The organism is Stenotrophomonas sp. 109824_Sma (assembly GCF_056480025.1).
This window is the reverse complement of sequence record NZ_CM151078.1, coordinates 2,973,766-2,997,788: the sequence shown is the minus strand read 5'-3', so window position 1 is coordinate 2,997,788 and position 24,023 is coordinate 2,973,766. Positions and strand designations below refer to the sequence as shown.

Sequence of the window (24,023 nt, the reverse complement as noted above, 5' to 3'; positions counted from 1 at the left end):
GCCAGTGGCGGGAAGTGTCAGCGTTGCGTCAACGCGACCGGCAGGGTTCAGTTTGCCTGCCGGGAAACGTTCAGTTACTGCGTCTTGAAGTCGAACGGCACTTCAATGCTGCCCGGTACGGCCTGGCCGTTGCTCTGTGCCGGGGTGAAGCGCCAGCGGCGCACGGCGTCGGTGGCGGCACGGTCGAGCTCGCGTGAGCCGCTGCGCTGGATCACCGTGGCATTGTTCGGGTAGCCGGTGGCATCCACGTCCACGCGCACCACCACGCTGCCGGTCTCGCCGGCGCGCAGCGCGGCGGCCGGGTAGGCCGGCGGCGGCGACTGGCCGGCAATCGGCATCGGCTGGCTGTTGCCGGTGGCGGCCGGCGCAGGGGCCGGCGCGGCCGGGGCCGGGGCCGGTTCAGCGATGGGCGCCGGCGGTGGCGGGGCGGTTTCGACCAGCTTCGGGGCGTCGTCCTCTACCGGGGCCGGCTTGGCGTCGGGCATGTCGCTGGAGCCTGCGGCTGCGGCCAGCGGTTCCGGCAGCGGTTCCACCTGCGCGGTCTCCTGCGGGGTCTGCGCGGCCGGGTCGGCACGGAAGAACTCCTTGTCGCGGCCGGTCAACCAGACCAGCACGAACAGCAGCACGCCCGCGCCGAAGGCGATGCCGGCGATCTTCAGGGCGTTGCGCGGGATATGCACAGTGAACGACTTGGCGGACGACGAGCGGGGTGCAGACATGGACCGGACCAGTACGGAATAGCCCGATTCTGCCACGCCAGGAATGAACCGGGCGGCAGAAATCCGTATAACAAGCGATAATCCCATCCCTGATACCCACTACGACACCTGCCATGCTTGATCCAGCCCTGCTCCGCCACCAGCCCGCCGACCTCGCCGAACGCCTGCGCACCAGCCGCGGCTTCGAGCTCGACGTGTCTGCCCTGGAGTCCCTGGAGGCTGATCGCAAGCGCATCCAGGTGCGGACCCAGGAGCTGCAGAGCCTGCGCAACAGCCGTTCCAAGGCCATAGGCCAGGCCAAGGCCAAGGGCGAGGACGTCTCGGCCATCATGGCCGAGGTCGCTGCCTTCGCCGCCGAGCTGAAGGCTTCGGAAGTGGCGCTGGACGAACTGCGCGAGAAGATCGAAGCGATCTCGATGGGCATTCCGAACCTGCCGGCCGATGACGTGCCGGCCGGTGCCGACGAGAACGACAACGTCGAGCAGGCGCGCTGGGGCACCCCGCGCCAGTTCGATTTCAAGGTGCTCGACCACGTTGAACTGGGCGCCCGCAACGGCTGGCTGGACGGCGAGACCGCGGCCAAGCTGTCCGGTTCGCGCTTCACCGTGCTGCGCGGCCCGATCGCGCGCCTGCACCGCGCCCTGGCCCAGTTCATGGTCGACCTGCACACCGGCGAGCACGGCTACGAGGAAACCAACGTGCCGCTGCTGGTCAACGCAGACTCGCTGCGCGGTACCAGCCAGCTGCCGAAGTTCGAGGACGACCTGTTCAAGACCGCCGTGGGTGATTCCACGCGTTACCTGATCCCGACCTCGGAAGTGCCGCTGACCAACATCGTGCGCGACGAGATCGTTGACGCCGAGCGCCTGCCGCTGCGCATGACCGCCCACTCGATGTGCTTCCGCGCCGAGGCCGGCAGCGGTGGCCGCGACGTGCGCGGCATGATCCGCCAACACCAGTTCGAGAAGGTCGAGCTGGTCTCGATCAGCCGCCCGGAAGACAGCGATGCCGAACACCAGCGCATGACCCGCTGCGCCGAAGTGGTGCTGGAAAAGCTGGGCCTGCCGTACCGCAAGGTGCTGCTGTGCACCGGCGACATGGGCTTCTCGGCCATCAAGACCTACGACCTGGAAGTCTGGCTGCCGTCGCAGGAGACCTACCGCGAGATCTCCTCGTGCTCGAACTGTGGTGACTTCCAGGCCCGCCGCATGCAGGCCCGCTGGCGCAACCCGGCCACCGGCAAGCCGGAGTTGGCGCACACGCTGAACGGCTCGGGCGTGGCCGTTGGCCGCGCGATGATCGCGGTGATGGAGAACTACCAGAACGCCGACGGCAGCATCACCGTGCCGGAGGCCCTGCGCCCGTACATGGGCGGCCTGGAAACCATCGCCTGATTCCCTGATCGGGTGGGTGCCATGCCTGCATGGCACCGCATCCACGCATGGCGTGGATCTACTGGAGGATGTTGCACGCGCCCGGCATGAATTCACCAATGCCCCAGTAGATCCACGCCATGCGTGGATGAACCACCGCGATCACTCCACAGCCCGCAGCTTCTCCAACGGCACCCATCCCGGTTCGCCGATTTCCGGCGCGCACCACGCCCAACCATTGAGCGTGCGCACCCCGCGCAGCACCTGCCCAGGATCCACATCCAGCTCCCGCGCGCAGTAATCCTCCGTGGCAAACGCGCCACCCTGCGCATCGCGGCCGATCACCGGCGCCGGCACGAAACCGGGCTGCTGCCCCTCGGCCTCGCACAGGAACCAGTCGTCCCAGCCCTCCGGGCCTTCATAACGTTCGCCCACCACCAGCGCCTGGCCGCGGCGCAGGGTGATCGGGTGCGGAAATTCGCTGCGGTGCGCAGCCGTCACGATGTAGTCCATGGCCCCAGCGTAGCGCGCCCACAAAAAAACGGCCCCGCAGAGCGGGGCCGCCAGGGTGGGCCGGGATGGGGGAGGGGATCCCGGCCCGCGTTCAGCGCCCAGACGAGGAGAGAGGGGCGCCGAACGTTGGAACGCGTTACGCCGCGACGGCTTCATCCGCTGCGTGCGACGGCAGTGCCGCAAGCGCGCCAGCAATGGCGTCTTCACGGTGCTGCGGCGAGTAGGCGATGCCTTCAGCGCGCACGAACTCGACTTCGTTGATGCCCATGAAGGCGAACACCTGGCGCAGGAACGGCTCCTGGAAGTCGGCCGGCGAGTCGGTGTAGATGCCGCCGCGGCTGCTGGCGATGATCACCCGCTTGCCACCGGCCAGGCCGACCGGGCCGTTCTCGGTGTACTTGAACGTGCGGCCGGCCACGGCCACCCGGTCGATCCAGGCCTTCAGCGTGGAGGGGATGCTGAAGTTGTACATCGGTGCGCCGATCACCACGATGTCGGCCTCCAGGAACTGCTGCATCACCTGTTCAGCGTCGGTCGCCTCGGCGGCGTCGGTCTTGGCCAGCGAGCTGCTGCGCAGATGCGGTACCGGATTGGCGTCAAGATCGCGATAATCGACCTGCAGGCCGTCGATCTGGCCGGTGAAGCGGGCGACCACGGCGGCCGACAGCTGGCGGGACACGGAGTTGTCGCCAAGCACGCTGGCGTCGAGATGCAGAAGCTTCATGGCAGTCACCTATGTTCTGGGAGGAAGGGGCGGGGTGCCCCGCCGACGGAGAGAACGATAGGTTGTTGCAAAGGCGGGATAAAGGTGGTTGAATGCCACGTATTGTTCTAGATATGGAACTCGGGCATGCATGACCTGAATGATCTGTACTACTTCGCGATGGTGGTCGACCACGGCGGATTCGCCGCCGCCGAGCGCGCCTTGGGCATCCCCAAGTCGCGACTGAGCCGCCGCATCAGCCAGCTGGAAACCGACCTGGGCGTGCGCCTGCTGCAGCGCTCCACGCGCCGTTTCGCGGTCACCGACGTCGGCACCAGCGTGCACCGCCATGCGCAGACGATGCTGGCCGAGGCCCAGGCCGCACGCGAAGTGGTGGACCGCCTCAGCGCCGAACCGCGCGGCGTAGTGCGCGCCAGCGTACCGGTGTCGCTGGCGCAGATGCAGCTGCCCAAGCTGCTGCCCAAGTTCCTCGAGCAGTATCCGAAGGTGCGGCTGCAACTGAACATCAGCAACCGCCGCGTGGACATCATCAACGAAGGCTACGACGTGGCCCTGCGCGTGCGTTCGCGCCTGGACGACGACGGCAGCCTGGTGATGCGCAGCTTCGGCCAGGTGCAGGAACTGCTGGTGGCCAGCCCGAAGTACCTGGATCGCGCTGGCCGCCCCAAGGACCCGGAAGAGCTGACCCAGCACGTCACCCTCAGCATCAGCGAAGACGAAGCGCGCCAGCGCTGGGAGCTGCATGGCCCGGAAGGCGAAGTGCGCCGGGTTGACCTGCAGCCGCGCGTGGCTGGCTTCGACTTCCCGCTGCTGCAGAGCATGGTGAAGGACGGTTTCGGCATCACCATGCTGCCGGAAACCGTGTGCGCCGACGCCGTGCGCAACGGGGAGCTGGAAGTGGTGCTGCCGGACTGGTCACTGCCGCAGGGCGTGTGCCATGCCGTGTTCGCCTCGCGCCGCGGCCTGCTGCCGGCGGTGCGCGTGTTCATCGACTTCCTGGCCGAGCACCTGCCGCCGCAGCTGGAGGCCTCGCGCCTGGATTGCGGTGGCGCCTGTGAAAAGGCCAAGGAGCGGATCAAGGCCAGTGCACTGGGTGCGCTGGCCGTGGATGCCGGCTGAGAGCGCTGAAGGGCAACGCCGGGCCATGCCCGGCGCTGCTGCTTTCCGGACCCGGTCAGTTCCGGCCGAACAGCCGGTCCCAGAAACTACGGCGTCGCGGCGCGGCCGGTGATGGTTCGGCTGCAACGACGGGCGCTTCCAGCACTGCCATCAGCTCCGCGCTGCGTGGCTTCTTCAGGAAGCGCGCATAGTCCAGATAGCTGGTCACCTTGCTCATGTGCAGGCGCTCGGGCATCGCCGGCAATGCGCCGCCCTGCAACAGCACCCGCAATGCCTGCGGACGGTCCAGGCGGATCGCCTCGAACAGCGCGGTGCCGCCACAGCCTGGTTCGATCTGGTTGGCGCGCTGCGGCGCATCCTTCAGCAGGGCACGCAGCGCCTCCACGTCATCGCGCTCTACGGCGGCCACCAGTCGCGCCAGCGCCTCGGCTTCCGCAGCCGGCAGGTTGTCGCGATAGGCCTGGTCGGCAATCTCGCGCTCGTCGCGCCCATCGCCGCCTTGGATGCACAGGAAATCGGTGACCAGGGCGACCGGAATGCCGGACGTGTCCAGCGCCCAGTAGCTGGGATAGACGCCGTCGCCCCAGCCGCTGGTGAACACGACCAGGCCGTGCGGCGAGTCCTCGCCCCAAGGGCGATATTCGGCGCCTTCATCCAGGCCATCGTGGTCGATCAGTGCATCCGACCATTCACTCTCTTCGTCGCCATCAGCCTGTTCGATCAGGGCCAGCAGCGCCTGCTGGGTGTCGGTGTCCATGAAGCAACCGATACCGGCGTCGACCGGATAGCCGATGAAGCTGTCCTCGTCCAGGCCGGTCAGGTCCTGCGTGGTCCAGCGCGCCATCTGCCAGTGCAGCGCGGACGCGGTGAGCAACTGGCGCGGCTTGAACCAGACCACGGCCAGCGCCGGGCGGCCGCTATGCACGATGATCTCGACCGGGTGCCGGCCCAGCGGGGCGGTGTAGTCGGCCAGCGCGGGCGCCTCGGCTTGGACCAGCGGATCGCAGACCACCAGCTGCCCACTGCTGACCGGCAGGTGCCCGGCGAAGGTGCGGTGCAGGGCCACTGCGGCCAGCTGGGTGTCGTCCAGCAGGCAGGTGCGCAGGTTGGCCAGATCGAGATGGGCCATGGCGGCTCCGAGTGCGGTGAAGGCCCCCACCGTGCCGGATGCGGAGGGCAGGAGCAAGGTGGTCTTGGGCAAATGCCCTTCACGTGCGAGAATACGCCGCTGCCCGGGCGACCGGGACCCGATTGGAGAGATGGCCGAGCGGTTTAAGGCACCGGTCTTGAAAACCGGCGAAGGGTTAAACCTTCCGTGGGTTCGAATCCCACTCTCTCCGCCAAGACAATGTCTAAGACGCTGTTTGCAGCGGGTTTTTTGTTCCACGTTGCTCGTTCCATGTTTTCGCCCGCATTCTGTGGATTCGTTGTTTCGGCGCTGAAGCGGTCTATGTCCGCTTTCAGCCATGCCGCACGCGGTCCACTTGGTTGCCGGCTCCGGTGCGAGAACATTGCGCTCAATCAGATCACTCACGCCTGGCGGCGTCACGGCCGCACCTGCACGCCTCCCGCGACGCGGGTGCGAGGCCAGCCGTGCAGGCCGTTGGCTGTCATCAGGCGCGCCATTCGTTGGAGGCTGGCAGTCTAGCCCTCTTCAGCCAGGTCTTCGCACATGCGGCCAGCCCCCAACGTGCCGCGGCTGCCTTCGTGTAGTTCGCGTATCCGTACGAGCGGCGCTCATTGTCGACTTGCCGGGCGCTCGCAGGGTGCTTTACCCCACTCGTAGTAGCGGCTGGCCGATACCCTCACGCAGCGGCCCATCAGTCGAATCGGAAACCCATCGCGGCGTCGTTCGATTACCCGATTGCTCAGGATGCCTCCGTTGCAAAGAACGTTGCCACATCTCGAAAAAATCGCGTTCCGTTTGCTTGCGACACGAATTGATGTCTGGACGGATCTGATCTGGCAAGGAGCTGGAAAAGCCATGGAACTCAAGGACGCGGTATCAAGTTCGCTGCGACCAGGCCGACTACTGCATTTCTGGGTAGAAGTGCGATTGCTTCTCCACTTCGGTAAATAGAGCTGTCATCAGCGAGGAGTTGGGTTTGAATCTGGATCTTTCGAAGTGGTCGCTTCTGGAAAAGTTGAGCGACTTCCCATTTGTGCTCAGGATGAGCGCGTTCGCCTTGGCTTCGGACTTCGCGTCAGCGATGATTTGGCACAAGAGCATTGTTGAGCTTTCACTGCGCGAGCTGACGGAGCGCCCCGGTCTTGCCCTCGTTTTGATTGTGGTCTTCGGGCTTGCATTATCTGTCGGTGCAGTGATGGTGCAGATAGTGGTCCAGTTCGGCCTCATTCCTATCGCTCTTGCGATCCAAGAGCGGCTTCCGGTCGACGAGCGGGATGATTCGTCGCCGCCCATGGGATACGTCACGCAATTTCAGGCAATGAAGCACCTCATGGTACATCCGGACCATCAATGGTTAGCCAGACTTGAGGCCTGCTTGGCAAAGCACCGGGAGGAAGAGCGAGCTTGGTTGGTGACGGTGCGAAATAGCATTGCATGCATGGCACTGAGTGCTGCGAGTTGGTGTTGGGCGGACCAATCACTACTCTCAGTGTGGGCTGACCGTTGGATTTGGACTTATCTGGTTGTCCTCTTGCTCCTGGGGACGCCCCTGATGCTATTCATCTGGAGGGGCTTTGACAGCGAGCCACTCATGTACTGGCCTGATCTCTATGACGTCTTGCGAGCGAAGCGAGAGGAAAACACAAGAAAGCCGGCTTTTGTGAGTCGTGCTTCATCACGAAGATAGACCCCGCTCCCAACATCCGACGTTCCCCGCTTTCAGTAGCGGGGTCCTTTGGAGTCCAGATTTCTTCGTAGTGGCTTTGGCCGCCAACTGTTGGGCATAGGCCGCCGGTGTCAGGTCGCCCATGAGCTTCGCCGGTCGCTCCTCGTTGTATTTCCCTGGCCAGATCTCGAGCTCGACGTGGGCATGCAGCAGTTTGGGAAAACTGCGCTCGTTGAGGCATTCGACGTAAGGGCGGCCGCTGAACCTCACGACGTAGACGTTCGCCCTCCGGGACGAATCCGGACAAACTAACGACGCCCACCCTTCGGCTTGTTATGGCACAACGGATAACTCGAGCACGACCGGAAAGCCCCGTGCGGCCCATTCCGGTCCACGAACACGCCCACCTTGCACACCGGGCAGCGCTCTTCGTGGATGGCCGCGCCTGAAACCGCGGTCACTTCCACTGCGCCGTCCTTCACCAGCTCATCCAGGAACGGCGAGTGCTTGCCCTGCAGGGTGAACATCGCCACCGACCGTCGCGCACGCGTCAGCGCGACATAGAACAACCGCCGTTCTTCGCTCAGCGGATAGGTATCCCCATCCGGCATGGCCAGCGAAAGCACCGGGTCATCCGCGCGCAGGCTCGGGAAGCTGCGGTTGATCATGCCCGGCAGGATCACGTAGTCCGCCTCGCGCCCCTTCGATCGATGTGTGGTCAGGAACTCGACGTCCATCGTGCTGCCGAAGGCCGCCTTCCAATCCGAAGGCACTGCACCGCGATCCGCGCGATACCGCCCCAGGACAAAGACCGTCACACGCCCGTTGCGGCCCTGTGGAACGGCCCCGGACAGCAGCTTCTGATGCAGCTTGGCGAGGTACTGGCGAACACCATCCTGCACCTCCTCACGCCGGTTCATCTGGAACGCCTGCAGTACTGGACCCGTTGCCGGCGCAGCTGAGCGAACTGCTTTGGCGATCTGCGTGGGGTTGCGGCTGATGAAGCGGCTGGACACATCGCACAGTGCCTGCGGGCAACGGAACGTCTGCTCCAGTTTCAGCACCTGGCCATGGCCCATCCACTCGCGGAATCCGGTCATCACCGAAACGTCGGCACCGGCGAAGCGATTGATCGACTGCCAGTCATCGCCCACCGCGAACAGATGGCGGCCCGGTTGGCTGACCAGCGCTCGGCACAGGCGCGCACGGGCGCGCGATGCGTCCTGGAATTCGTCGGCCATCACCAGTTCGTAGGGTGATTCATAGTGGCCCTGTTCCAGCAGCCCGGCCGCCATGTTGAGCATGTCCTCGAAGTCGATGCTGCGCTCGTCAGCCAGCGCGCTGTCCCAGGCCTGGAAAACCGGCCCGGCGATTTCCAGGAAGCGCCGGTAGCGTTCCTTGAACTGATCCTCGGGCATCTGCCGCAGGCGCGCCGCCATATCGTCCAGCGTCAGGCAGTTGCTCTTGGCATGGGCAATGAAGGTGCGCATCAAGCCGATCAGGTCCGCATCCGGCATCGGCTTGGCGCCCTGATCAGGCAGTTCGCGGTCCGGGTTCGGGTCCAGCTCGACATCAGACGCGCCAAGCCGCTCCGCAAGGTCCTGCAGGGCATGTCCACTGCGCAGGCCAAACGACGTCGTCTCGACCAGGGCGGTGCCACGCGTCACATGCTGCTGGCGCTTCCAGTGCATGCCTTCGCTGTAGTTGGCAAAGTGCTTCGGCGGCTGGCCATCGGCATCCAGCGCAAAGTGCTCGTGATACAGCTGGGCGTCTGGATAGTAGAAGTCCGGACGATACTGGCGGTGGGTATCTGTCGCGGTGTCGAACTCGTAGCGTCGTTCGTAGTCGTACGCCACGCCGTTGTAGAACAGCCAGTCGGCGATGACGCACTCTTCCAGGCTCTTCACCCGCTCACCCTGCAGGGTACGCATGTAGGGCGTGCCATCGCGGTCGTAGCCATCGGCCATCATGTCGGCACCGAACGGCGGAAGGTCGCGCCCGAACACCAGGCGGAACATGTCCCACTGGGTGCGGAAGTGGGTCGAGCGGTCCTTCAGGTCGTCCACCAGTTCGGCCAGCTTGTTGAAGCCCAGCGTCGCGTCGACCGCCCATTCCGGGATATCGGGCTTGCGCCCTGTGGCTTTGGCGATGATGGACAGGCCGAGGGCGTGGAAAGTCCGGGCCTCAACCACGGTATCGCCCATGCCGAGCCGGTCGAAGCATCGCTGTGCGCGCGCTTCCAGCTCCTTGGCGGCGTCCTTGTTGAAGGCGAGCATCACGATCCGTTCGGGTTCGACAAAGCCACGATCGATGGCATAAGCGGCCTTGGCGACCATCGTGGAGGTCTTGCCAGAGCCGGCCGCGGCCACGACCTGCACCCGGTTGTCGAAGCAGATGACGGCACGGGCCTGTTCCTCGGTCAGCGGTTTGCTCTCGACCCGGTCCAGGAAGTCCTTGGCCAGCACCCGCTCACGCGTTGCCATGGTCGCGTTGGCCTCGGCCCAGGTGGCGGGCCAGTCCAACTGCCAGTCGTGCAGGGCATCCAGCGCAGCACGATGGCTGTGCGAATGCAGGTCGCCATGCACGCTTTCATCAAGGAACAGTTGCTCCAGCTCCGCCGGCTGCAGCGGCAGGGAGGAACGTTCGGCCAGCAGCGCCTGCTGCTGTTCGTGGGTGATCCAGCGGCGGCCGGCACGGCCGCGATCGATGAGGGCGTCCGCGGCGCTCAACCACGCCTGGATCTGCGCCAGGATCGTGTCAAACAGAGCCTTGCGCCCGCGTGTGGTGCGCGCAAAGCGCACCTGCTGCAGCGCCGCCGCAAGCCGGGACGCCTGCGCGTTGGCAAGCCCGTCCACCGACAGCCTCAGTGCGCCTTCTGTCTTCAGCTCGACCCGCGACCAGAAAAGCCCTGGAATGACCTGCACGCTGTGATCGTCATCCAAGCGTTGCCGGTATTGCTGACCGGCGACGTTCAGCTCGATGCTTTCGCCATCCAGCCGCAGCCACCAGTGTGGCGAACGAGTCACACGTTGGCCCCAGATCGAGGGGCGCCATTCCATAGACATCCAGGTACTGCCTTGCAAGCGTCAACCGGGCATGTAGAGCCCCTAAGCCCGCATGATAAGGGGCCTTGACGTTGCATGTGGCCTTTCACACGCGGGCGGGGTGAGTGCGGGAGCCGTCCATTGCTGCCCGCTCAATTGCCTGGCGCATGGCATCATGGAGCGTCTGGATCCAGGAGCTGGCCATGGATATCGACTGGGACCGCGTGGGAACCTTGAAGCACATCGGTGGTGGCTACGATATCCGGACGGATCCATTGAGGATCCTGGTGACCACCGCGAAGCAAGGGCACGAGGGCGAAGTTTCCGACATGCTGATCGTGATGGATGATGGCACCGTCATTCCGCCGGATGGGATCCTGCGTTTGGCACGGGCGCCGGGCCGGATCCCTTAGGCGTTCGGAAACCGGCAGCGCCAGCGGCAGTTGCTGAATCAGCAGTTGCTGAATCACTCGTAGGCACGATCCCGCTTTGCAGGGGGACTTCAACCGCGTCGCCACGCCGGATCAGCTCATCCAGATCCACCGCCGATGCCGCCAGTGCATCCTGTGCGTCGAAATCCCACCTGTTCCTGTAGTCCCGCGCCAGCAGGTCGCAGACCGCTTTTGCGCGCTGGTAGGCATCGTCTTTTCCCTCGGCCTGCTGCAACTCACCGCGATGGATCTGGCACAGCATGAGCTGGTGCGCGTCCTCGGCGCGCTGGCGCTCCCAGTCGATGTCGGGCAGGCCCGAAAGTGCGGCGGCAAGCGCGAATGCGGTCATTGGCATGTCGAGGATCCAGCGGCAGTGGGAGCCTGAGCGTATGCGACCGGCGATGGCCGAAGGTCACTGCCGCACCGTGTGTTTCACGGCAGGTTCACCATTCGCTGCAGCATGGAGGCGCGTTGCAGCCCTCCATCTACACCCATCCATCGAGCCCCGTTGCGGTCATCCGCTCAGGCATTTACATCCACAACGATGCGGCCGCGCACCTGACCGGGGATGATCTTCTCGTACACGTCCAGCACGTCGGCAAGCCCGATCAATTGCACCGTGCTTTCCAGCTTCTGCGGGTCCAGGTCGGTAGCGAGGCGATCCCATGCACGCTGGCGAACGTCCTGCGGTGCATTCACCGAGTCCACGCCCGCAAGGGTCACGTTGCGAAGAATGAAGGGCAGCACCGAGCCGTGCAGTGCATCGCTCTGCGCCAGGCCGCACGCGGCCACGGCACCGCGGTACTTGGTCTCGGCGATGGCGTTGACGAGGGTAGGGCCGCCGGCCACATCCACCACGCCGGCCCAGCGTTCGGCGCTCACCGGTCGGCCGCGCGGTTCCGAAAGCTGCGCGCGGTCGATGATTTCGCTCGCACCCAGGTTGTGCAGATACTCAGCATGCTCCGGGCGCCCGGTAGCGGCCACCACGCGATAGCCCAGCTTTGAAAGGATCGCCACTGCGATCGAGCCGACACCACCGTTGGCGCCGGTCACCAGCACATCGCCCTTGTCGGGCGTCACGCCAGCATGTTCCAGGGCCAGTACGCACAGCATGGCGGTATAGCCAGCGGTGCCGATGGCCATGGCGTCGCGGGTGCTCAGGTTGCCGGGAATCCGGTTGAGCCATTCGCCCCGCACGCGGGCGCGCTGTGCCAGGCCGCCGTGGTGGCCCATGCTCAGGTCCCAGCCATTGAGCACAACGCGGTCGCCTGGCTTGAAGTCGGCCCTGCTGGATTCCAGCACCACGCCTGCCAGATCGATGCCGGGAATGAGCGGGAACGTCCGGATGACCGGACTCCTGCCGGTGAGGGCAAGCGCATCCTTGTAGTTGAGCGTGGAGTACTCGACCTGCACCAGGACATCACCGTCCATCAGGTCGGCCTCATCGAAATCGACCAGTTCGGTCGAAACCTGGTTGTTCGTCTTGCAGGCGAGCAGTGCTTTGAACGTCATGGAGGGGCTCACATTCACCGGATGAGGCCATGCTAGGCTCGCGCCTCTATCGCAACAAGAACGATGATTTTCCGTAGGTACTATGGTTTTCCGGAGTATGCATGCGTAGCAAGCGTTGGGATGGCAAGAGCGGTTGTGCCGTGGAAGTCACGCTGTCGGTGATCGGCGGCGTGTGGAAGCCGATCATTCTTTTTCACCTGATGACGGGCAAGCGGCGTTTCATGGAACTGACGCGGCGGGTGCCCAACGCCACCCAGTCCATGCTGACCAGCCAACTGCGTGAGCTGGAAGCCGACGGCGTGGTGATCCGCCACGTGTACCCGGAAGTGCCGCCGAAGGTGGAATACGAGCTGTCCGAGTTCGGACGCACGCTGGTGCCGGTGCTGCTGGCCATGCGCGAGTGGGGTGAAACCTACCGCGGCTATCAGAGTACCCAGGGCGATAGCTGAAGGCTGAGCGGCGTTGCACATGCCGCATGCCGGTTTTGCGAACGCGCACGGCCACCGACGGGTCTTTGGTGGCGGCAGCACGTGTGTCGTATACGGCGGATAGGGCGCCCGGGCAGTGCACGCTGGCGGGAGTCGTCTGCTGGCGAAGCGCGTCAGCCGATGGACAACTCGACATCCGCTGACGCAACCAACGTAACAGCGCGATCGCTGGGGATTTTCCTGCTTTCCATCGCCGGTTCGGGGCGGTAACCATGGCCGCGCCAAGGCATTCGCCGTGGCCGGGATTGGCGTCCCGAACGTACATGATGCGCGGCGTCACGGTTGCAGCCAGAGTTGCAACCGTGACAATGCATCGTCTGCCAGTTCATGGCGGACGGTGCGTGGGGATCTCTCGATCCGCCGGCTTCTTGCATCATGTATCCGGCACGCCAACCCGCACCGTCCGCCACCTTGCATCTGCAGGTGGCCACATCGTGAGGTTGCCGTCATGCCCGAACGTCTTCCCGAACATCCCCGCCTGCACGCGCTGCTCGGTGCCGCCGTGCGCGATCTTCCTGCTGCCTTGGCCGAAACGCTGGAGGACGCGCTCCGCGAATCCGCCGATCTCGTCACGCCGTCGGCATTCTTTGCACACCTGAAAGGCCACGGCAGGAACCTGCGCGCCGATGGTGAGGCCTGGAGTGAAATGTGCCTGAGCCCCGGCCGTGCCTTCGACATGGCCCTGGCGACCCGCAGCGCGTCGGGCATCACGGCGCTGACCGCGGTACTGCACGCCGCGCATGTGGCACGTGAGAACGACGATCCTGCCTGCTGCCCCTCCGCAGCCGTGGTCGAGGGCCTGTTCAACGCCTGCCAGGTGCTGTCGCTGTAGGTCGAACGTTGCCTGGTGCCGTGAAGGGCTGCGATGCGGTTCCTGTTCCGTTGACGCCCAGTTGCCTATAGTGGCGCCGGAACCCTGCAATGGAATGCCCATGCGCGTGATGTCCCCCGGCCGTTGCCTGACGCTCGCACTTGCCGTTGCAGTGAGTGCCGGCGCGTGCGCACGGCCACCGTCCACCGAACACGAAAGGAATCCCGCCATGTCCGGCGCAACCCAGACCGGCCGCACGATCAACGGTCACACCTATACCGATGCCCCCGTGGACGTGAAGCTGGGGCCGAACACCTTCCGCATCCCGGCCAACTATCTGGACAGCCAGATCGCACCGTGGCCCGGTGAGGGCGTGACGCTGGTCATCGAGTGGCCGGACATGACGCCGACGGCCCCGGGTGCCCGGGCGAATCCGCGTACGAATGATTTCCGCAAGGAGATTGCTGTCCGTATCAACTACATCGATCGCATTCCAATTGAGACTTCGCTTTCAAGGCTTTCCTCAAATGAAGCCATCACGGAGGAGGGCTCTGTGGAAAGGGAGGATCCCAGGGACCGTCTCGATCAACGCGTCGCACAGCCGGAGACCTTGGGCCTGACGCCCTATGCAATCGATGAAGGGAAGATGGTGGTGTACGCGAAGAAGTATGAGGCCCGGTATGGGAAGCCGCCTGTCCGCAATCCGGCATTCGAGCGCGACTGGTATGTTGCACGGGACGGTGCCGGGGGGCTGACAAGCTTCATCAAGTGCGATAGCGCAACGTTCCTGGGGGACGGAGTGCGCCTGACGCATGATGAGGTCATTGATCTGGACGATCCTGTGGCTGCCGGATGCGTTCACTACTTTGTCGATATCTCTGACAGCCTATCCATCTCCCTGCATTACAAGAGAGCTTTCTTGAAGGACTGGAAGCGCATGGAAGATGCTGTTCGCGATGTTCTTGCTGCAGCACGGACACGCTAAACGACGAGGCTCAAGGAGAAAGCAATGAGCGGCCTGACCCAGAAGGACATCAGAATCCTCATCGATTATGCGGATGCCGGTAATCGTGAGCTGTACTGGAACTACCTGTCGCAACTGCCGGGTTCGGACGGCTACGGTACGCTGGCACTAGGTGTGGTACGTAATGACAGTTTGCCTGGACGCGTGGCCAATGCCTACGCGCAAAGCCATGCCAGATCTCAGAATGACGAAGGTTCGCGCTTTCCAAATGCTGAGCTGAGCGAGCGCCAGTGGGAGGCATTCGGCCGGACACTGCTGCGGGAAGATCTGGAGCTTCGACAGGCGTGGATGGGAAACGGACGTGCGGATCTCGCGCTGAATCTGCCTGGTGCTGACGTCATGCTCGCTCATGACCGCGCTTTCGAGCAGCACAGACTGGACCCCAATTGCTGGACTCCTCGAGTGCTCCTGCAAGCCGCCTCGGACAAGAGCGGCCCCGAGAAGCTGGAGCAGATCTGGACCAACATGCTCAACAATGACTACGCCGGGGGCCCGCGCGTAGGCAACACCAGCGTCGATGCCATCAGCCAGATGGGATGGGCGAAGGGCGGGCAGTACCTGACCCGGTTGAGCGTGCTGGAAGCCACCCAGGCACTGGAGGGCCGCTCGGCGGTCGATCCGAACGTCATCGGTGGCAACAGCTACTACGCGATGTACTTCGAAGCGGACAGGAAGTGGGTCAGCGTCAGTGCAGGCGGCGGCCACATGTCGCTGCGCGAGATCACCGATCCCGCCCGTATCGCCGAACTCAACGACGCCCGCGAGGTTCGTCTGGAGCGGCAGGAGAAGCGGACCCAGTTCCACCCGGACGACCCGTACCGGACCATTACCCGCAGCCCGCTTACCGCAGCGGTGGACGCCGTGCCGGATCCCGCACAGGCACCGATCCGTCTGGCCGACATTGGTCCCGGCCATCGTGAGTACGCATTGATGCAGCAGGTGCGCGAAGGCGTGGCCGCGATCGATGCGAGTGCTGGGCGAACCCATGATGAGAACAGCGAGCGCCTCGTGGCGAGCGTCATGGCATTGGCGCGCCGCAACCAGCTCGAACGTGCCGACCATGTGCTGCTGAGCGCGCAGACCGCCGATCACCCGGCCGGCCGCAACGTGTTCGTGGTGCAGGGCGAGTTGAATGATCCGGCGCATCTGCGGGCCTCCATGCCCACGGACCGGGCAGTGCAGACACCAGTCGAGCAGTCACTGCAGGCGCTGCAGGCCGTCGGTGCGGATCGTGAACAGGCACATGCGCAGCGCCATCAGCAGGAAATCGATGTGCAGGCACGCGACACCCCGGCCATGCGCATGGGCTAGGGTCCGGGCTTGCCGTAGCCCCTGCCTCACGCGGTCTTTGCAACTCGGTGCGCGGGCATTGCTAAGTTCGCTTGGCATCCCTCACAGGAACCTGCAATGACCCGGACGTCCCCGCTTGTCCTGCTGGGCCTCTGCCTGGCCCCGGCCCTGGCCTTCGCCCAATCCGACCGGCAGGTGGCCGAAGACATGGTCACCCGCGCCGCCAACGTCTGCCCAGGCCACAGCACCGAGCGCACGGCGCCTACGGTGAAGAAGGTACCGGTGGGCGCGCTGCGCGTCATGCTCGACCGTGGCCTGGTGATGTGCCCGGACCGCCGTCTGGATGCCTCTGCACCCGCAGTGTTCTACGGCCGCGTGGGTGTATTTGGCTGGAATCCGGAGGTGCCAGCGGCTGCGACGGTGGTTGTCGCCAAGATCGACCAGATGACCCGCAAGGATGAGTACCCGGTGGAAACGCTGGTGTGGGATGCCAAGGGCACGGCCCTCTCCCAGCAGACGGTTCCGGCGTTCGAGCCGCGCCCGGGTGCGGCGGTGCTGTACAAGGTGCGTTGAGCGCCGCGCGCTGGCGGGTAGATGCCCACCTTGGTGGGCATCCTGGTCCTCGCGCGCGGTGACGGAGCCGTGCCCACCAGGGGGGGGGCACCTGCCAAAGCGATGCGACGTGGCATCCGGTACCGGGGGGCTACTTCGCCGGGGCATCCGCGGTCTGTGCGGCCACCATGGCCTGCTGCATCTCCTTCAGCGACAGATAGCCATCGCCATCAGTATCCAGCCCCGCGAAATACTTCGCGATTTCCGGCACCACTGCGGCTTCCTTCCTGCTGATCTTCCCGTCTTTGTCGGCATCCATTTCCTTGAACGCGGCGTCGATGGAATCTGCCTGCCTGTTGAAGCGTGCTTGCTGGTACTTCGCGTACTCGGCCTTGTCGATGTGGCCATCGCCGTTGCTGTCCATGACGGCGAAGCTGGAGTCGATATAGGCCTGTTTCGGGTCGTCGCTGGCGGCGTGGCCGATCAGCGGTGCGGCGCACAGGGCGATGATGAGTAGCGTCTTGTTCATGCGGTCGGTTCCTTCGGGATGCAGGGCAGGTCAGCGGCAGGGATGGCTGTAGCCATCCGAACCGCGGTAGGTGTCGTTGCGGCGGTCGTAGTTGCCGTAGCGGTTCATGCAGTAGTCGGCGCGCTCGCGGGTCTCGCGCTCGCGCTTGGCCGCGGCGGCGATCACGCCAGCCACCACCGCTGCGCCGACCACGCCCACCACCACGCGCTTGGCCTTGGCATCGTCGCGCCGGTCGCGCTCACGCTCGCGCTCGCGGCGCTCCCAGTCTTCGCGCTGGCGGACCTGGTAGCCCTGGTCCCAGCCGGAGCGGTAACCATCGCGGTACTGTGCGTGAGCCTGGCCCGCGTAGGGCAGCAGCACCAGCAGTTGCAGTGCGGCACCCAGCAGCAACGCTGTACGTCCTGTCTTCTGAAACATCGTTCCGCTCCTGTGCGGCTGTGTCGGTCGTGCCAGTACAGCGCTCGGACATTGCGCGAACCTGTAGTCGTCTGCGCTGGCCACCTCTCGTTCAGCGCACCAGCGCCTCCACCGGGTCCAGCTGCGCCGCACGGCGCGCCGGCAGGAAACCAAAGCCGATGCCGATCAGGCTGCTGCAGGCGAACGCGGCCAGGATCGAGGTTGTCGAGAACACCAGCGAGAAGCCGATGTCGGCCAGTGCCAGCACTGCTCCCAGCGCCAGCGCCACGCCGATGCCGAGCACGCCACCGAGCAGGCAGACCAGTACCGACTCGATCAGGAACTGCTGCAGGATGTCACTGCGGCGCGCGCCCACGGCCATGCGCACACCGATCTCGCGGGTGCGCTCGGTCACCGACACCAGCATGATGTTCATCACCCCGATGCCGCCTACCACCAGCGCGATGGCGGCAATGGAACTGATCATCAGCGTCAGGATGCGGGTGGTCTGCTCGATCGACGTGCGGATCTGCGCGTTGTTGCTCATGTAGAAGTCCTGGCGCCCGTGGCGTCGCTCCAGCAGCCGGCGGATGGCGGCCTCCGCGGCCTGCATGCCCACGGTGTCGGACACCCGCACGGTGATGCTGGACACATGGCTCTGCCCCAGCATGCGCGCCATGGCGGTGGTGTAGGGCACCCAGACCTGCAGCAGCGAGGCATCGCCGACGGCGCCGGCTTCCTTCTTCACCACGCCCACCACCCGCACCGGGACATTGCCCAGCAGCAGGGTCTGGCCGATCGGGTCTTCTTGCGCGGCGAAGAACCGTGCACGCGTGTTGGCATCGATCACCACCACCTGCTGGTAGCCGGCGACGGCGGGCTGGCCAAAGAAGCGGCCTTGCCCCAGCTTCAGGCCATGCACGCGGAAGTACTGCTCACTCACGCCCTGCATCTGCACGTTGGCCGAGCGGTTGCCACGCTGCGCAGTGCCGCTGCTGGCGACGCCGGGCGTGGCGCTGTCCACGAACGGTTGCCCGGCCAGCGCCGCGCTGTCGCCGGGCGTCAAGGTCTCGACTTGTGCAGCGTGCACATCGCCGAAGCCGGAGCCCGGATAGACCTCGATGGTGGTGGTGCCCAGCGAAGCGATGTTGGACAGGATGGCCTGGCGCGCGCCGGTACCCAGTGCGACCACCGAGACCACCGAGGCAATGCCGATGATGATGCCGAGCATGGTCAGGAAGGTGCGCATGCGGTGCGCGTTCATCGCGCGCAGGGCCATGCGGAAGGCTTCGCTGAAGCGGTCGCGCAGGGCCTGCCAGCCGGTGCCTTCACTGCGCGGCTGCAGGGTGGCTGCGATGCTGCTGGCGAGGCCAGTCGCGGCAGCGGTGGGGCGATCGTCGACGATGCGTCCATCGCGGATCTCGATGATGCGCTGCGCATGCTCGGCCACGGCCATGTCATGGGTGACCAGCACCACCGTATGGCCTTCGGCGTGCAGTTCGCCCAGGATCTTCATCACCTCCTTGCCGGACTGGGTGTCCAGCGCGCCGGTGGGCTCATCGGCGAAGATCACCGCACCGCCGTTCATCAGCGCGCGCGCGATCGACACGCGCTGCTGCTGCCCGCCGGACAGCTCGCCGGGCAGATGCAGCATGCGTTCGCCCAGGCCCAATCGCTGGAGCAGGGCTTGGGCGCGGGCATGGCGCTCGGCGCTGGGTTGGCCGGCGTAGATGGCCGGCACTTCCACGTTGCCCAGCGCGGTCAGGTCGGTCAGCAGGTGGTAGCGCTGGAAGATGAACCCGAAGTGCTCGCGGCGCAGCTCGGCCAGCTCGTCCGGCGACATCTGCGCGGTCTCGCGACCGGCGATCTGATACGCGCCGGACGAGGGCCTGTCCAGGCAGCCCAGAATGTTCATCAGGGTGGATTTGCCCGAGCCGGATTGGCCGACGATGGCCACCAGCTCACCGGCGCGGATATCCAGGTCGATGCCATCGAGCACGACCAGGGTCTGTTCGCCCGCTGCGAATTCGCGACGGATGCCGCGCACACGCAGCAGCGGCGTGTCCTTCTCTGTGTCCATCATGGCTGTGCGGCGGCTGCGGCGGCGACGGCATCGCCGGTCTGGGCCAGTACCACCTGTTCGCCTTCCTGCAGGCCACTGCGTACTTCCACGTTGATCTGGTCGTCCAGCCCGGTGGTGATGCGTCGCGGGGCAGGGTGGCCGTCCGCGCCGCGCACCTGCACGCTGTAGCTACCGTCGGCGGCACGCGCACCCAGCGCGGCCGAGGGAATGGTCAGCACGCCCCTGGCACGCCCCAGCACGATGCGTACCTGCGCCGTCATGTAGCTGCGCAGGCGGCCATCGGCGTTGTCCACGTCGAACTGGCCGTTGTAGTACATGGCCGTACGGCTGGCGCCCGCCGAAGCGCTGCCGGGCGCGAAGCCGGAGGTGTCTTCGTTGGTGATCGACTCGGGTGCCGGTGCGATGTCGCGCAGCGTGCTGCTGTAACGTCGGTCACTGTCACCCAGGATGGTGAAGAACGCCTCCTGTCCCAGTGCGGTGTGGACCACGTCGGCCTCGGAGATCTCGGCGTAGACGGTCATCACGTCCTGGTTGCCGAGCATCACGATGGTCGGTGCACTCTGTACCGCGTTGACGGTCTGGCCCTGGCGAGCGACCACGGCCAGCACGGTGCCGTCGGTGGGCGCGGTGATGCGGGTGTAGCCCAGGTTGGTCTGCGCCACATCCACATCGGTCTGCCGCTGCACCACCTCGCCATCGAGCGCGGCGATCTGTTCACGGGTGGCATCGACCTTGGCCTTGGCCGCATCGTAGTCTGCGCGCGCGACCAGTTGCCTTGAAACCAGCGCCTGCTGGCGTTGCAGGGTCAGCTGGTACTGGCGGAGGTCGGTGGCCAGCGCATCGCGGTTGGCGCGCGCGGTGCGATGTGCCGCCTGCGCACTCAACAACGCGTTGCGCTGGGTGCGCGAATCGATATCGGCAATCGGATCGCCCGCCTTTACCTTGTCCCCCAACTTCACATGCAGGGTTTCGATGCGGCCGGAGACCTGCGCGCCCACGCTCACCAGTCGCGAGGGCTTCAGTGTTCCGGTGGCTTCCACGATCTGTTCGATGTTGCCGCGGGTGACCGGTGCCAACTGCAGTTGCGGTGGTGGTGCAGGCCGGAGCCACGCGAAGAGCGCCAACAGGGTGCAGAGGGTTGCGGCCGCAATGATCAGCACGCGGCGGCGGTGGCGCGGTGCGGTGCTCATCGGCACAGCATCCAGGAAAGACAGGGCATCGTGAGTCCTCGCGACAGATGGGAGTGCACGCCGGCAGGGCAGGCGTGGATGGCCGTCGAGTCTCAGTGCGCCAGATTGCGTGAACCTTGCGGAGGTGCGGGCGTTTCAGTAGGCGGCGCCCTGCGTGAGCAGTGCCATCGCGATGAACTGGAGCATGCTGCCGAGCGCCAACAGCACGTGGCGGAGGCGTTGCGCTGCCGTGGGCAGGGTCGAAAGCTGGCACAACGCGCCGACAAGCAGCACGGCGCAGATCGCAACGGGCAGCGTTGCGGTGGCGGCGATGATCGCGATGATCATCAACGTTGCAGCAAGCATCACGGCGGCTGCATGTGTATCGAGGGACCGCAGCAGCGGGGGAACGGGGCGTGGTGCAGCCCCCCGCCACACTGCCAGCATGTGCAGCGCGGCGTGCACGGCGACGAACACCACCACGGCGGTGGCCGTTGCGTGCGCGTGCCGATACGCGGAAGCCACCAGCGCAAGGCCTGGGAGCAGCAGGAACAGCGCGGCGAACAGGCGGATCAGCACGCCTGCCCGCTCGCGTTCGGGAATCATCCGCAGCCAGTGCGGCCAGTGTTCCAGCCCACGCGCGCGGCCTGCATGCGCCCGACAGTTCCACGCTGCGGCGGTCAGGCTGGGCGCATTCCGTGGAGGCGGGGTGGGTGTGGAAGAGGGCGGTGGAGAAGCTCCCTGTGTCACATGCAGGCTTCCTGTCAGATCCGGACGCAGCACCTTCAGCGGTGCTGCTCACCTGGATGCTGGGCAGCGAACATTGCCGCAACCTTGCGCATCAATCGCGATCGCTGTGCGTGGACAGCCGGTAGTCATCCACGGGGAAGGGATGTGCTCAGTTCGCCGGCGCCGACGTGCTGGTGACGCCTGGATGCAGGGGGAACTCGACGCGGATCAGGGCGCCGCCGCCAGGTGCATCCAGAATCGTGACGTGGCCGCCGTGACGGTCGATCACCTGCCGCACCAGGTTCAAGCCCAATCCGGCGCCGGTCTGCCGGGGGCGCAGGCGCTGGAAGGGTTCGAACACGCGTTCGCGCTGGTCGACCGGAATGCCGGGGCCGTCGTCTTCCACCTCAAGGCAGCTGCCCTGTACGCGCACGATGATGTGGCGTCCACCGTGCTCGGCAGCATTCAGCACCAGGTTGGAGAGCACCCGTTCGATGGCGCCGGACTCGCCCAGCACCGGGAAGTTCGGTTCCACCGCCACGGCGACTGTCTTGTCGGACTGGATCAGCAGGGGGGCCAGATCGGCGACGACCCGCTTGGCCACGCGGGCCAGGTTGAGGGAGTCCTTCGGCCCCTCTGCTTCCATGCGGTGCAGGTCCAGCAGCTGCTCGGCCAGCGTTGCCAGCCGAGCGACTTCCACGGTCAGGCTGCGCGAGGTGGAATCGTCGGTGGCATCGATCTTCACCCGCAGGATGGCGATGGGCGTACGCAGCTCGTGGGCGGCGGCGGCGATGAAACGGCGCTGCCGTTCGTGCCCTTCGTCCAGGCGGTCCAGCGCTTCGTTCACTGCGGTCACCAGGGGGGCGATCTCTACCGGTACGGCGGTCTCTGTCAGGCGGATGCCGCGACGGCTGGCAGAGATGTTGCGGGCTTCCTGCGCGATGCGTTCCACGCCGGCCAGGGCGCGGCGCACGATGATAGGGGTCAGGATGATGGTGGCCAGGCCCAGCAGCAGGAAGATCGGCAGGGTGATGATGTGCGCGGCCAGCGCCATCTGCCAGGTCAGCGAATCGGTTTCGCCATGCGCCATGATGGTCAGCTTGCCGGCCGGGCCGCTGTGCTGGCGTATCACCACGGCCAGGCCATCGTTGCGGCCGCGTCCGCGCAGGTCGCCATAGGGAATGCCGTCGAGGGCGCCGACCAGCGACGCGTAGGCGGGTGGAACGTGGCCGAACGTCACATGGTGGCCCTGCTCATCTTCGGCGATGAACCACGCGTCGGGGACGATCTTCAGCAGTTCGGCCAGCTCCGGCGTGTGTTGCACATACAGTTCGCCCTTGCTATCGCGGTGAACGGCCTCTGCCGCCACCGGGGCGAAGGTCTGGATGGTGTAGTAGCCGCCGCTGTCGACACGCACCAGCACCATCAGCAATGCGAAGAACGCCACCAGCAGTGCGAGCAGCTGGTAGATCAGCGTTTTGACGATCAGCGGGCGCTTCAGTGAGGGACGACGCGCCATTACTTCGTTTCCCGCATCAGATAGCCGACACCCCGGATGGCATGGATTTCCACTCCCGCATCGGCGTCGGCCAGCTTGCGCCGCAGGCGTGAGACATGCGAGTCCAGCGTATTGGAATGGATGCCGTCGTCGAAGCCGTACACCGCCATCTCGATGGATTCGCGCAGCACGGTGCGGCCCAGCCGGCGGGCGAGGGCCGCCAACACTCGGATCTCGCGGCGCGGAAGCTCCAGCCGCTGTCCGCCCACGCTGGCCTCGCCCGAGGTGGGGTCGAACAGCAGCCGGCCGATGCTCACCGGCTCCACCTGCATGCCGCTCGGACGGCGCCCGGCCGCGCGGATCCGCGCGAACAGTTCTTCCAGCGCGAAGGGCTTGGCCAGGTAGTCGTCGGCGCCTTCATCCAGGCCGGCGATGCGGTCCGGCAACTGCCCCAGCGCGCTGAGCACTATGATCGGCACTCCGGGATTGCGTCCGCGCAGCACGGGAATGAGCCCCAGACCGTCACCATCGGGCAGGGTGCGGTCCAGCAGCACCAGGTCGTGCGATCCGGAGAGAGCAGCCTCGCGGGCCAGGGCCACGGTGCTGGCCAGATCCACCACGTAGCGCTCGCGCTGCAGGGCAGACTTCAAGGTGGCGGCCAGTTCGGCTTCGTCTTCGATCAGCAGGATGTGCATCGGCGGGAATCGGGCGGGAAGGGGGCTCAGGGGAGGGGCGTCTGCACGCGCCGGCACCGTATTACAGGAACATTGCGTGAACATGGCGTGCCTTCGAGCCCTGCCGGTGACGCCGCAACACCGCTGCGGCGCGGACCACCCGGCGCAAGGTTCGCGCAATCCGGGCACTCCAGCCTTGGCGCTCGTCCGCTTATCCCCAACCCCTGGAGTGCCCATGAAGTTGTTCGTCCCGCTGTTGTTCGTTGCCGCGCTGAGTGGCTGCACCACCGCCAAGATGACCGTCACCCCCGATGGACGCCGTGGCGTTTCCATCGACTGCAGCGGCTCCAGCTCCTGGAGTGGCTGCTACGAGAAGGCCGGGCAGATGTGCCCAAGCGGCTATGTGGTCTTCAGCAAGGATGGCGACGACGGCAATGCCATCGCCGTGGGCAACAAAAACGGGTTCACCTCCACCCAGATGGCCACCCGCTCGATGCTGGTGTCCTGCTCACACTGACGCGGGCAGGGGAGGTGGGTTGCACCTCCCCTT

The 24,023-nt window shown here is 65.5% G+C and carries 24 protein-coding genes, 1 tRNA gene and 2 pseudogenes; 11 read left to right on the top strand and 16 right to left on the bottom strand.

The genetic code is table 11. The annotated features are described in order from the left end of the window. Positions 1-74: 74 nt before the first annotated feature. Positions 75-719, bottom strand: a complete 645-nt coding sequence (locus ACZK1G_RS14270; RefSeq protein ID WP_101765736.1) for an energy transducer TonB — start codon at positions 717-719, stop codon at positions 75-77. A gap of 113 nt (positions 720-832) precedes the next feature. Between ACZK1G_RS14270 and serS the strand changes: the two genes are divergently transcribed. Next, positions 833-2,113 carry a serine--tRNA ligase gene (serS, locus tag ACZK1G_RS14265; RefSeq protein WP_101765735.1) on the top strand — a complete coding sequence of 427 codons (1,281 nt, stop codon included), beginning with the start codon at positions 833-835 and terminating at the stop codon, positions 2,111-2,113. Positions 2,114-2,254: 141 nt separating this feature from the next. On the opposite strand, the gene ACZK1G_RS14260 is transcribed toward serS, so the two are convergent. Together ACZK1G_RS14260 and ACZK1G_RS14255 are read right to left on the bottom strand one after the other, a co-directional pair. After that, on the bottom strand, positions 2,255-2,605 hold the full coding sequence (locus ACZK1G_RS14260; protein WP_049444380.1) for an SH3 domain-containing protein: 351 nt from the start codon (positions 2,603-2,605) through the stop codon (positions 2,255-2,257). A gap of 136 nt (positions 2,606-2,741) precedes the next feature. Further along, complete coding sequence (locus tag ACZK1G_RS14255; RefSeq protein WP_014037684.1) at positions 2,742-3,329, bottom strand: FMN-dependent NADH-azoreductase; 588 nt, start codon at positions 3,327-3,329, stop codon at positions 2,742-2,744. A gap of 126 nt (positions 3,330-3,455) precedes the next feature. On the opposite strand from ACZK1G_RS14255, the gene ACZK1G_RS14250 reads away from it, so the two are divergent. Continuing rightward, on the top strand, positions 3,456-4,448 hold the full coding sequence (locus ACZK1G_RS14250) for a LysR family transcriptional regulator (protein WP_005410175.1): 993 nt from the start codon (positions 3,456-3,458) through the stop codon (positions 4,446-4,448). Positions 4,449-4,503: 55 nt separating this feature from the next. On the opposite strand, the gene ACZK1G_RS14245 is transcribed toward ACZK1G_RS14250, so the two are convergent. Then, complete coding sequence (locus tag ACZK1G_RS14245; protein ID WP_101765734.1) at positions 4,504-5,577, bottom strand: DUF4241 domain-containing protein; 1,074 nt, start codon at positions 5,575-5,577, stop codon at positions 4,504-4,506. Between the two features lie 124 nt (positions 5,578-5,701). On the opposite strand from ACZK1G_RS14245, the gene ACZK1G_RS14240 reads away from it, so the two are divergent. Further along, positions 5,702-5,791: transfer RNA gene (locus tag ACZK1G_RS14240), tRNA-Ser, on the top strand. 137 nt (positions 5,792-5,928) lie between these two features. Here the strand turns inward: ACZK1G_RS14240 and ACZK1G_RS14235 are convergent. Then, positions 5,929-6,359 (bottom strand): annotated as a pseudogene (locus ACZK1G_RS14235) (IS3 family transposase); the annotation flags it as partial. Between the two features lie 194 nt (positions 6,360-6,553). Between ACZK1G_RS14235 and ACZK1G_RS14230 the strand changes: the two are divergent. After that, positions 6,554-7,264, top strand: coding sequence for a hypothetical protein (locus ACZK1G_RS14230; RefSeq protein ID WP_101765733.1), 711 nt, complete (start codon positions 6,554-6,556; stop codon positions 7,262-7,264). Positions 7,265-7,345: 81 nt separating this feature from the next. Here the strand turns inward: ACZK1G_RS14230 and ACZK1G_RS14225 are convergent. Next, positions 7,346-7,525, bottom strand: a pseudogene (locus ACZK1G_RS14225) (integrase core domain-containing protein); the annotation flags it as partial. Positions 7,526-7,551: 26 nt separating this feature from the next. Continuing rightward, positions 7,552-10,302 carry a UvrD-helicase domain-containing protein gene (locus ACZK1G_RS14220; protein ID WP_049444350.1) on the bottom strand — a complete coding sequence of 917 codons (2,751 nt, stop codon included), beginning with the start codon at positions 10,300-10,302 and terminating at the stop codon, positions 7,552-7,554. A 188-nt stretch (positions 10,303-10,490) separates the two neighbouring features. Here ACZK1G_RS14220 and ACZK1G_RS14215 point away from each other — a divergent pair, with 188 nt between their 5' ends. After that, complete coding sequence (locus tag ACZK1G_RS14215; RefSeq protein ID WP_101766421.1) at positions 10,491-10,700, top strand: hypothetical protein; 210 nt, start codon at positions 10,491-10,493, stop codon at positions 10,698-10,700. Here ACZK1G_RS14215 and ACZK1G_RS14210 read toward each other — a convergent pair. Continuing rightward, a complete protein-coding gene (locus tag ACZK1G_RS14210; protein WP_233490788.1) occupies positions 10,645-11,073 on the bottom strand; it encodes a hypothetical protein in 429 nt (142 codons plus the stop codon). The genes ACZK1G_RS14215 and ACZK1G_RS14210 overlap by 56 nt on opposite strands. A gap of 167 nt (positions 11,074-11,240) precedes the next feature. Further along, positions 11,241-12,230 carry an acrylyl-CoA reductase (NADPH) gene (gene acuI / locus ACZK1G_RS14205; RefSeq protein WP_101765732.1) on the bottom strand — a complete coding sequence of 330 codons (990 nt, stop codon included), beginning with the start codon at positions 12,228-12,230 and terminating at the stop codon, positions 11,241-11,243. A gap of 101 nt (positions 12,231-12,331) precedes the next feature. Between acuI and ACZK1G_RS14200 the strand changes: the two genes are divergently transcribed. The 5 genes from ACZK1G_RS14200 (at position 12,332) to ACZK1G_RS14180 (ending at position 16,416) form a co-directional block, all read left to right on the top strand. Continuing rightward, entirely contained in the window at positions 12,332-12,679 is a 348-nt protein-coding gene (locus ACZK1G_RS14200) for a winged helix-turn-helix transcriptional regulator (RefSeq protein WP_014037677.1), read from the top strand. Between the two features lie 487 nt (positions 12,680-13,166). Continuing rightward, positions 13,167-13,550, top strand: coding sequence for a hypothetical protein (locus ACZK1G_RS14195; RefSeq protein WP_049444344.1), 384 nt, complete (start codon positions 13,167-13,169; stop codon positions 13,548-13,550). 100 nt (positions 13,551-13,650) lie between these two features. Then, positions 13,651-14,514, top strand: coding sequence for a Smlt3025 familytype IV secretion system inhibitor (locus ACZK1G_RS14190; protein ID WP_080347500.1), 864 nt, complete (start codon positions 13,651-13,653; stop codon positions 14,512-14,514). A gap of 24 nt (positions 14,515-14,538) precedes the next feature. Beyond that, positions 14,539-15,864 carry a Smlt3024 family type IV secretion system effector gene (locus ACZK1G_RS14185; protein WP_049444340.1) on the top strand — a complete coding sequence of 442 codons (1,326 nt, stop codon included), beginning with the start codon at positions 14,539-14,541 and terminating at the stop codon, positions 15,862-15,864. Between the two features lie 96 nt (positions 15,865-15,960). Further along, positions 15,961-16,416, top strand: a complete 456-nt coding sequence (locus ACZK1G_RS14180; RefSeq protein WP_049444338.1) for a hypothetical protein — start codon at positions 15,961-15,963, stop codon at positions 16,414-16,416. A 130-nt stretch (positions 16,417-16,546) separates the two neighbouring features. On the opposite strand, the gene ACZK1G_RS14175 is transcribed toward ACZK1G_RS14180, so the two are convergent. From ACZK1G_RS14175 to ACZK1G_RS14145, 7 genes are all read right to left on the bottom strand, one after another. After that, on the bottom strand, positions 16,547-16,924 hold the full coding sequence (locus ACZK1G_RS14175) for an EF-hand domain-containing protein (protein WP_049444336.1): 378 nt from the start codon (positions 16,922-16,924) through the stop codon (positions 16,547-16,549). 30 nt (positions 16,925-16,954) lie between these two features. Further along, positions 16,955-17,341: a hypothetical protein gene (locus tag ACZK1G_RS14170; protein WP_049444334.1), complete on the bottom strand. Its 387-nt coding sequence runs from the start codon at positions 17,339-17,341 to the stop codon at positions 16,955-16,957. A 91-nt stretch (positions 17,342-17,432) separates the two neighbouring features. Continuing rightward, positions 17,433-19,403, bottom strand: coding sequence for a MacB family efflux pump subunit (locus ACZK1G_RS14165; RefSeq protein WP_424143891.1), 1,971 nt, complete (start codon positions 19,401-19,403; stop codon positions 17,433-17,435). Further along, positions 19,400-20,593 carry an efflux RND transporter periplasmic adaptor subunit gene (locus ACZK1G_RS14160; protein WP_049444330.1) on the bottom strand — a complete coding sequence of 398 codons (1,194 nt, stop codon included), beginning with the start codon at positions 20,591-20,593 and terminating at the stop codon, positions 19,400-19,402. Before ACZK1G_RS14160 ends, ACZK1G_RS14165 begins: the two co-directional genes overlap by 4 nt. Positions 20,594-20,728: 135 nt before the next feature. Next, entirely contained in the window at positions 20,729-21,178 is a 450-nt protein-coding gene (locus ACZK1G_RS14155; RefSeq protein WP_080347494.1) for a hypothetical protein, read from the bottom strand. Positions 21,179-21,470: 292 nt separating this feature from the next. Next, entirely contained in the window at positions 21,471-22,820 is a 1,350-nt protein-coding gene (locus ACZK1G_RS14150; RefSeq protein ID WP_049444328.1) for a sensor histidine kinase, read from the bottom strand. Further along, entirely contained in the window at positions 22,820-23,494 is a 675-nt protein-coding gene (locus tag ACZK1G_RS14145; protein WP_049444326.1) for a response regulator transcription factor, read from the bottom strand. Before ACZK1G_RS14145 ends, ACZK1G_RS14150 begins: the two co-directional genes overlap by 1 nt. A gap of 214 nt (positions 23,495-23,708) precedes the next feature. Between ACZK1G_RS14145 and ACZK1G_RS14140 the strand changes: the two genes are divergently transcribed. Next, positions 23,709-23,990, top strand: coding sequence for a hypothetical protein (locus tag ACZK1G_RS14140; RefSeq protein ID WP_049444324.1), 282 nt, complete (start codon positions 23,709-23,711; stop codon positions 23,988-23,990). Positions 23,991-24,023 lie beyond the last annotated feature (33 nt).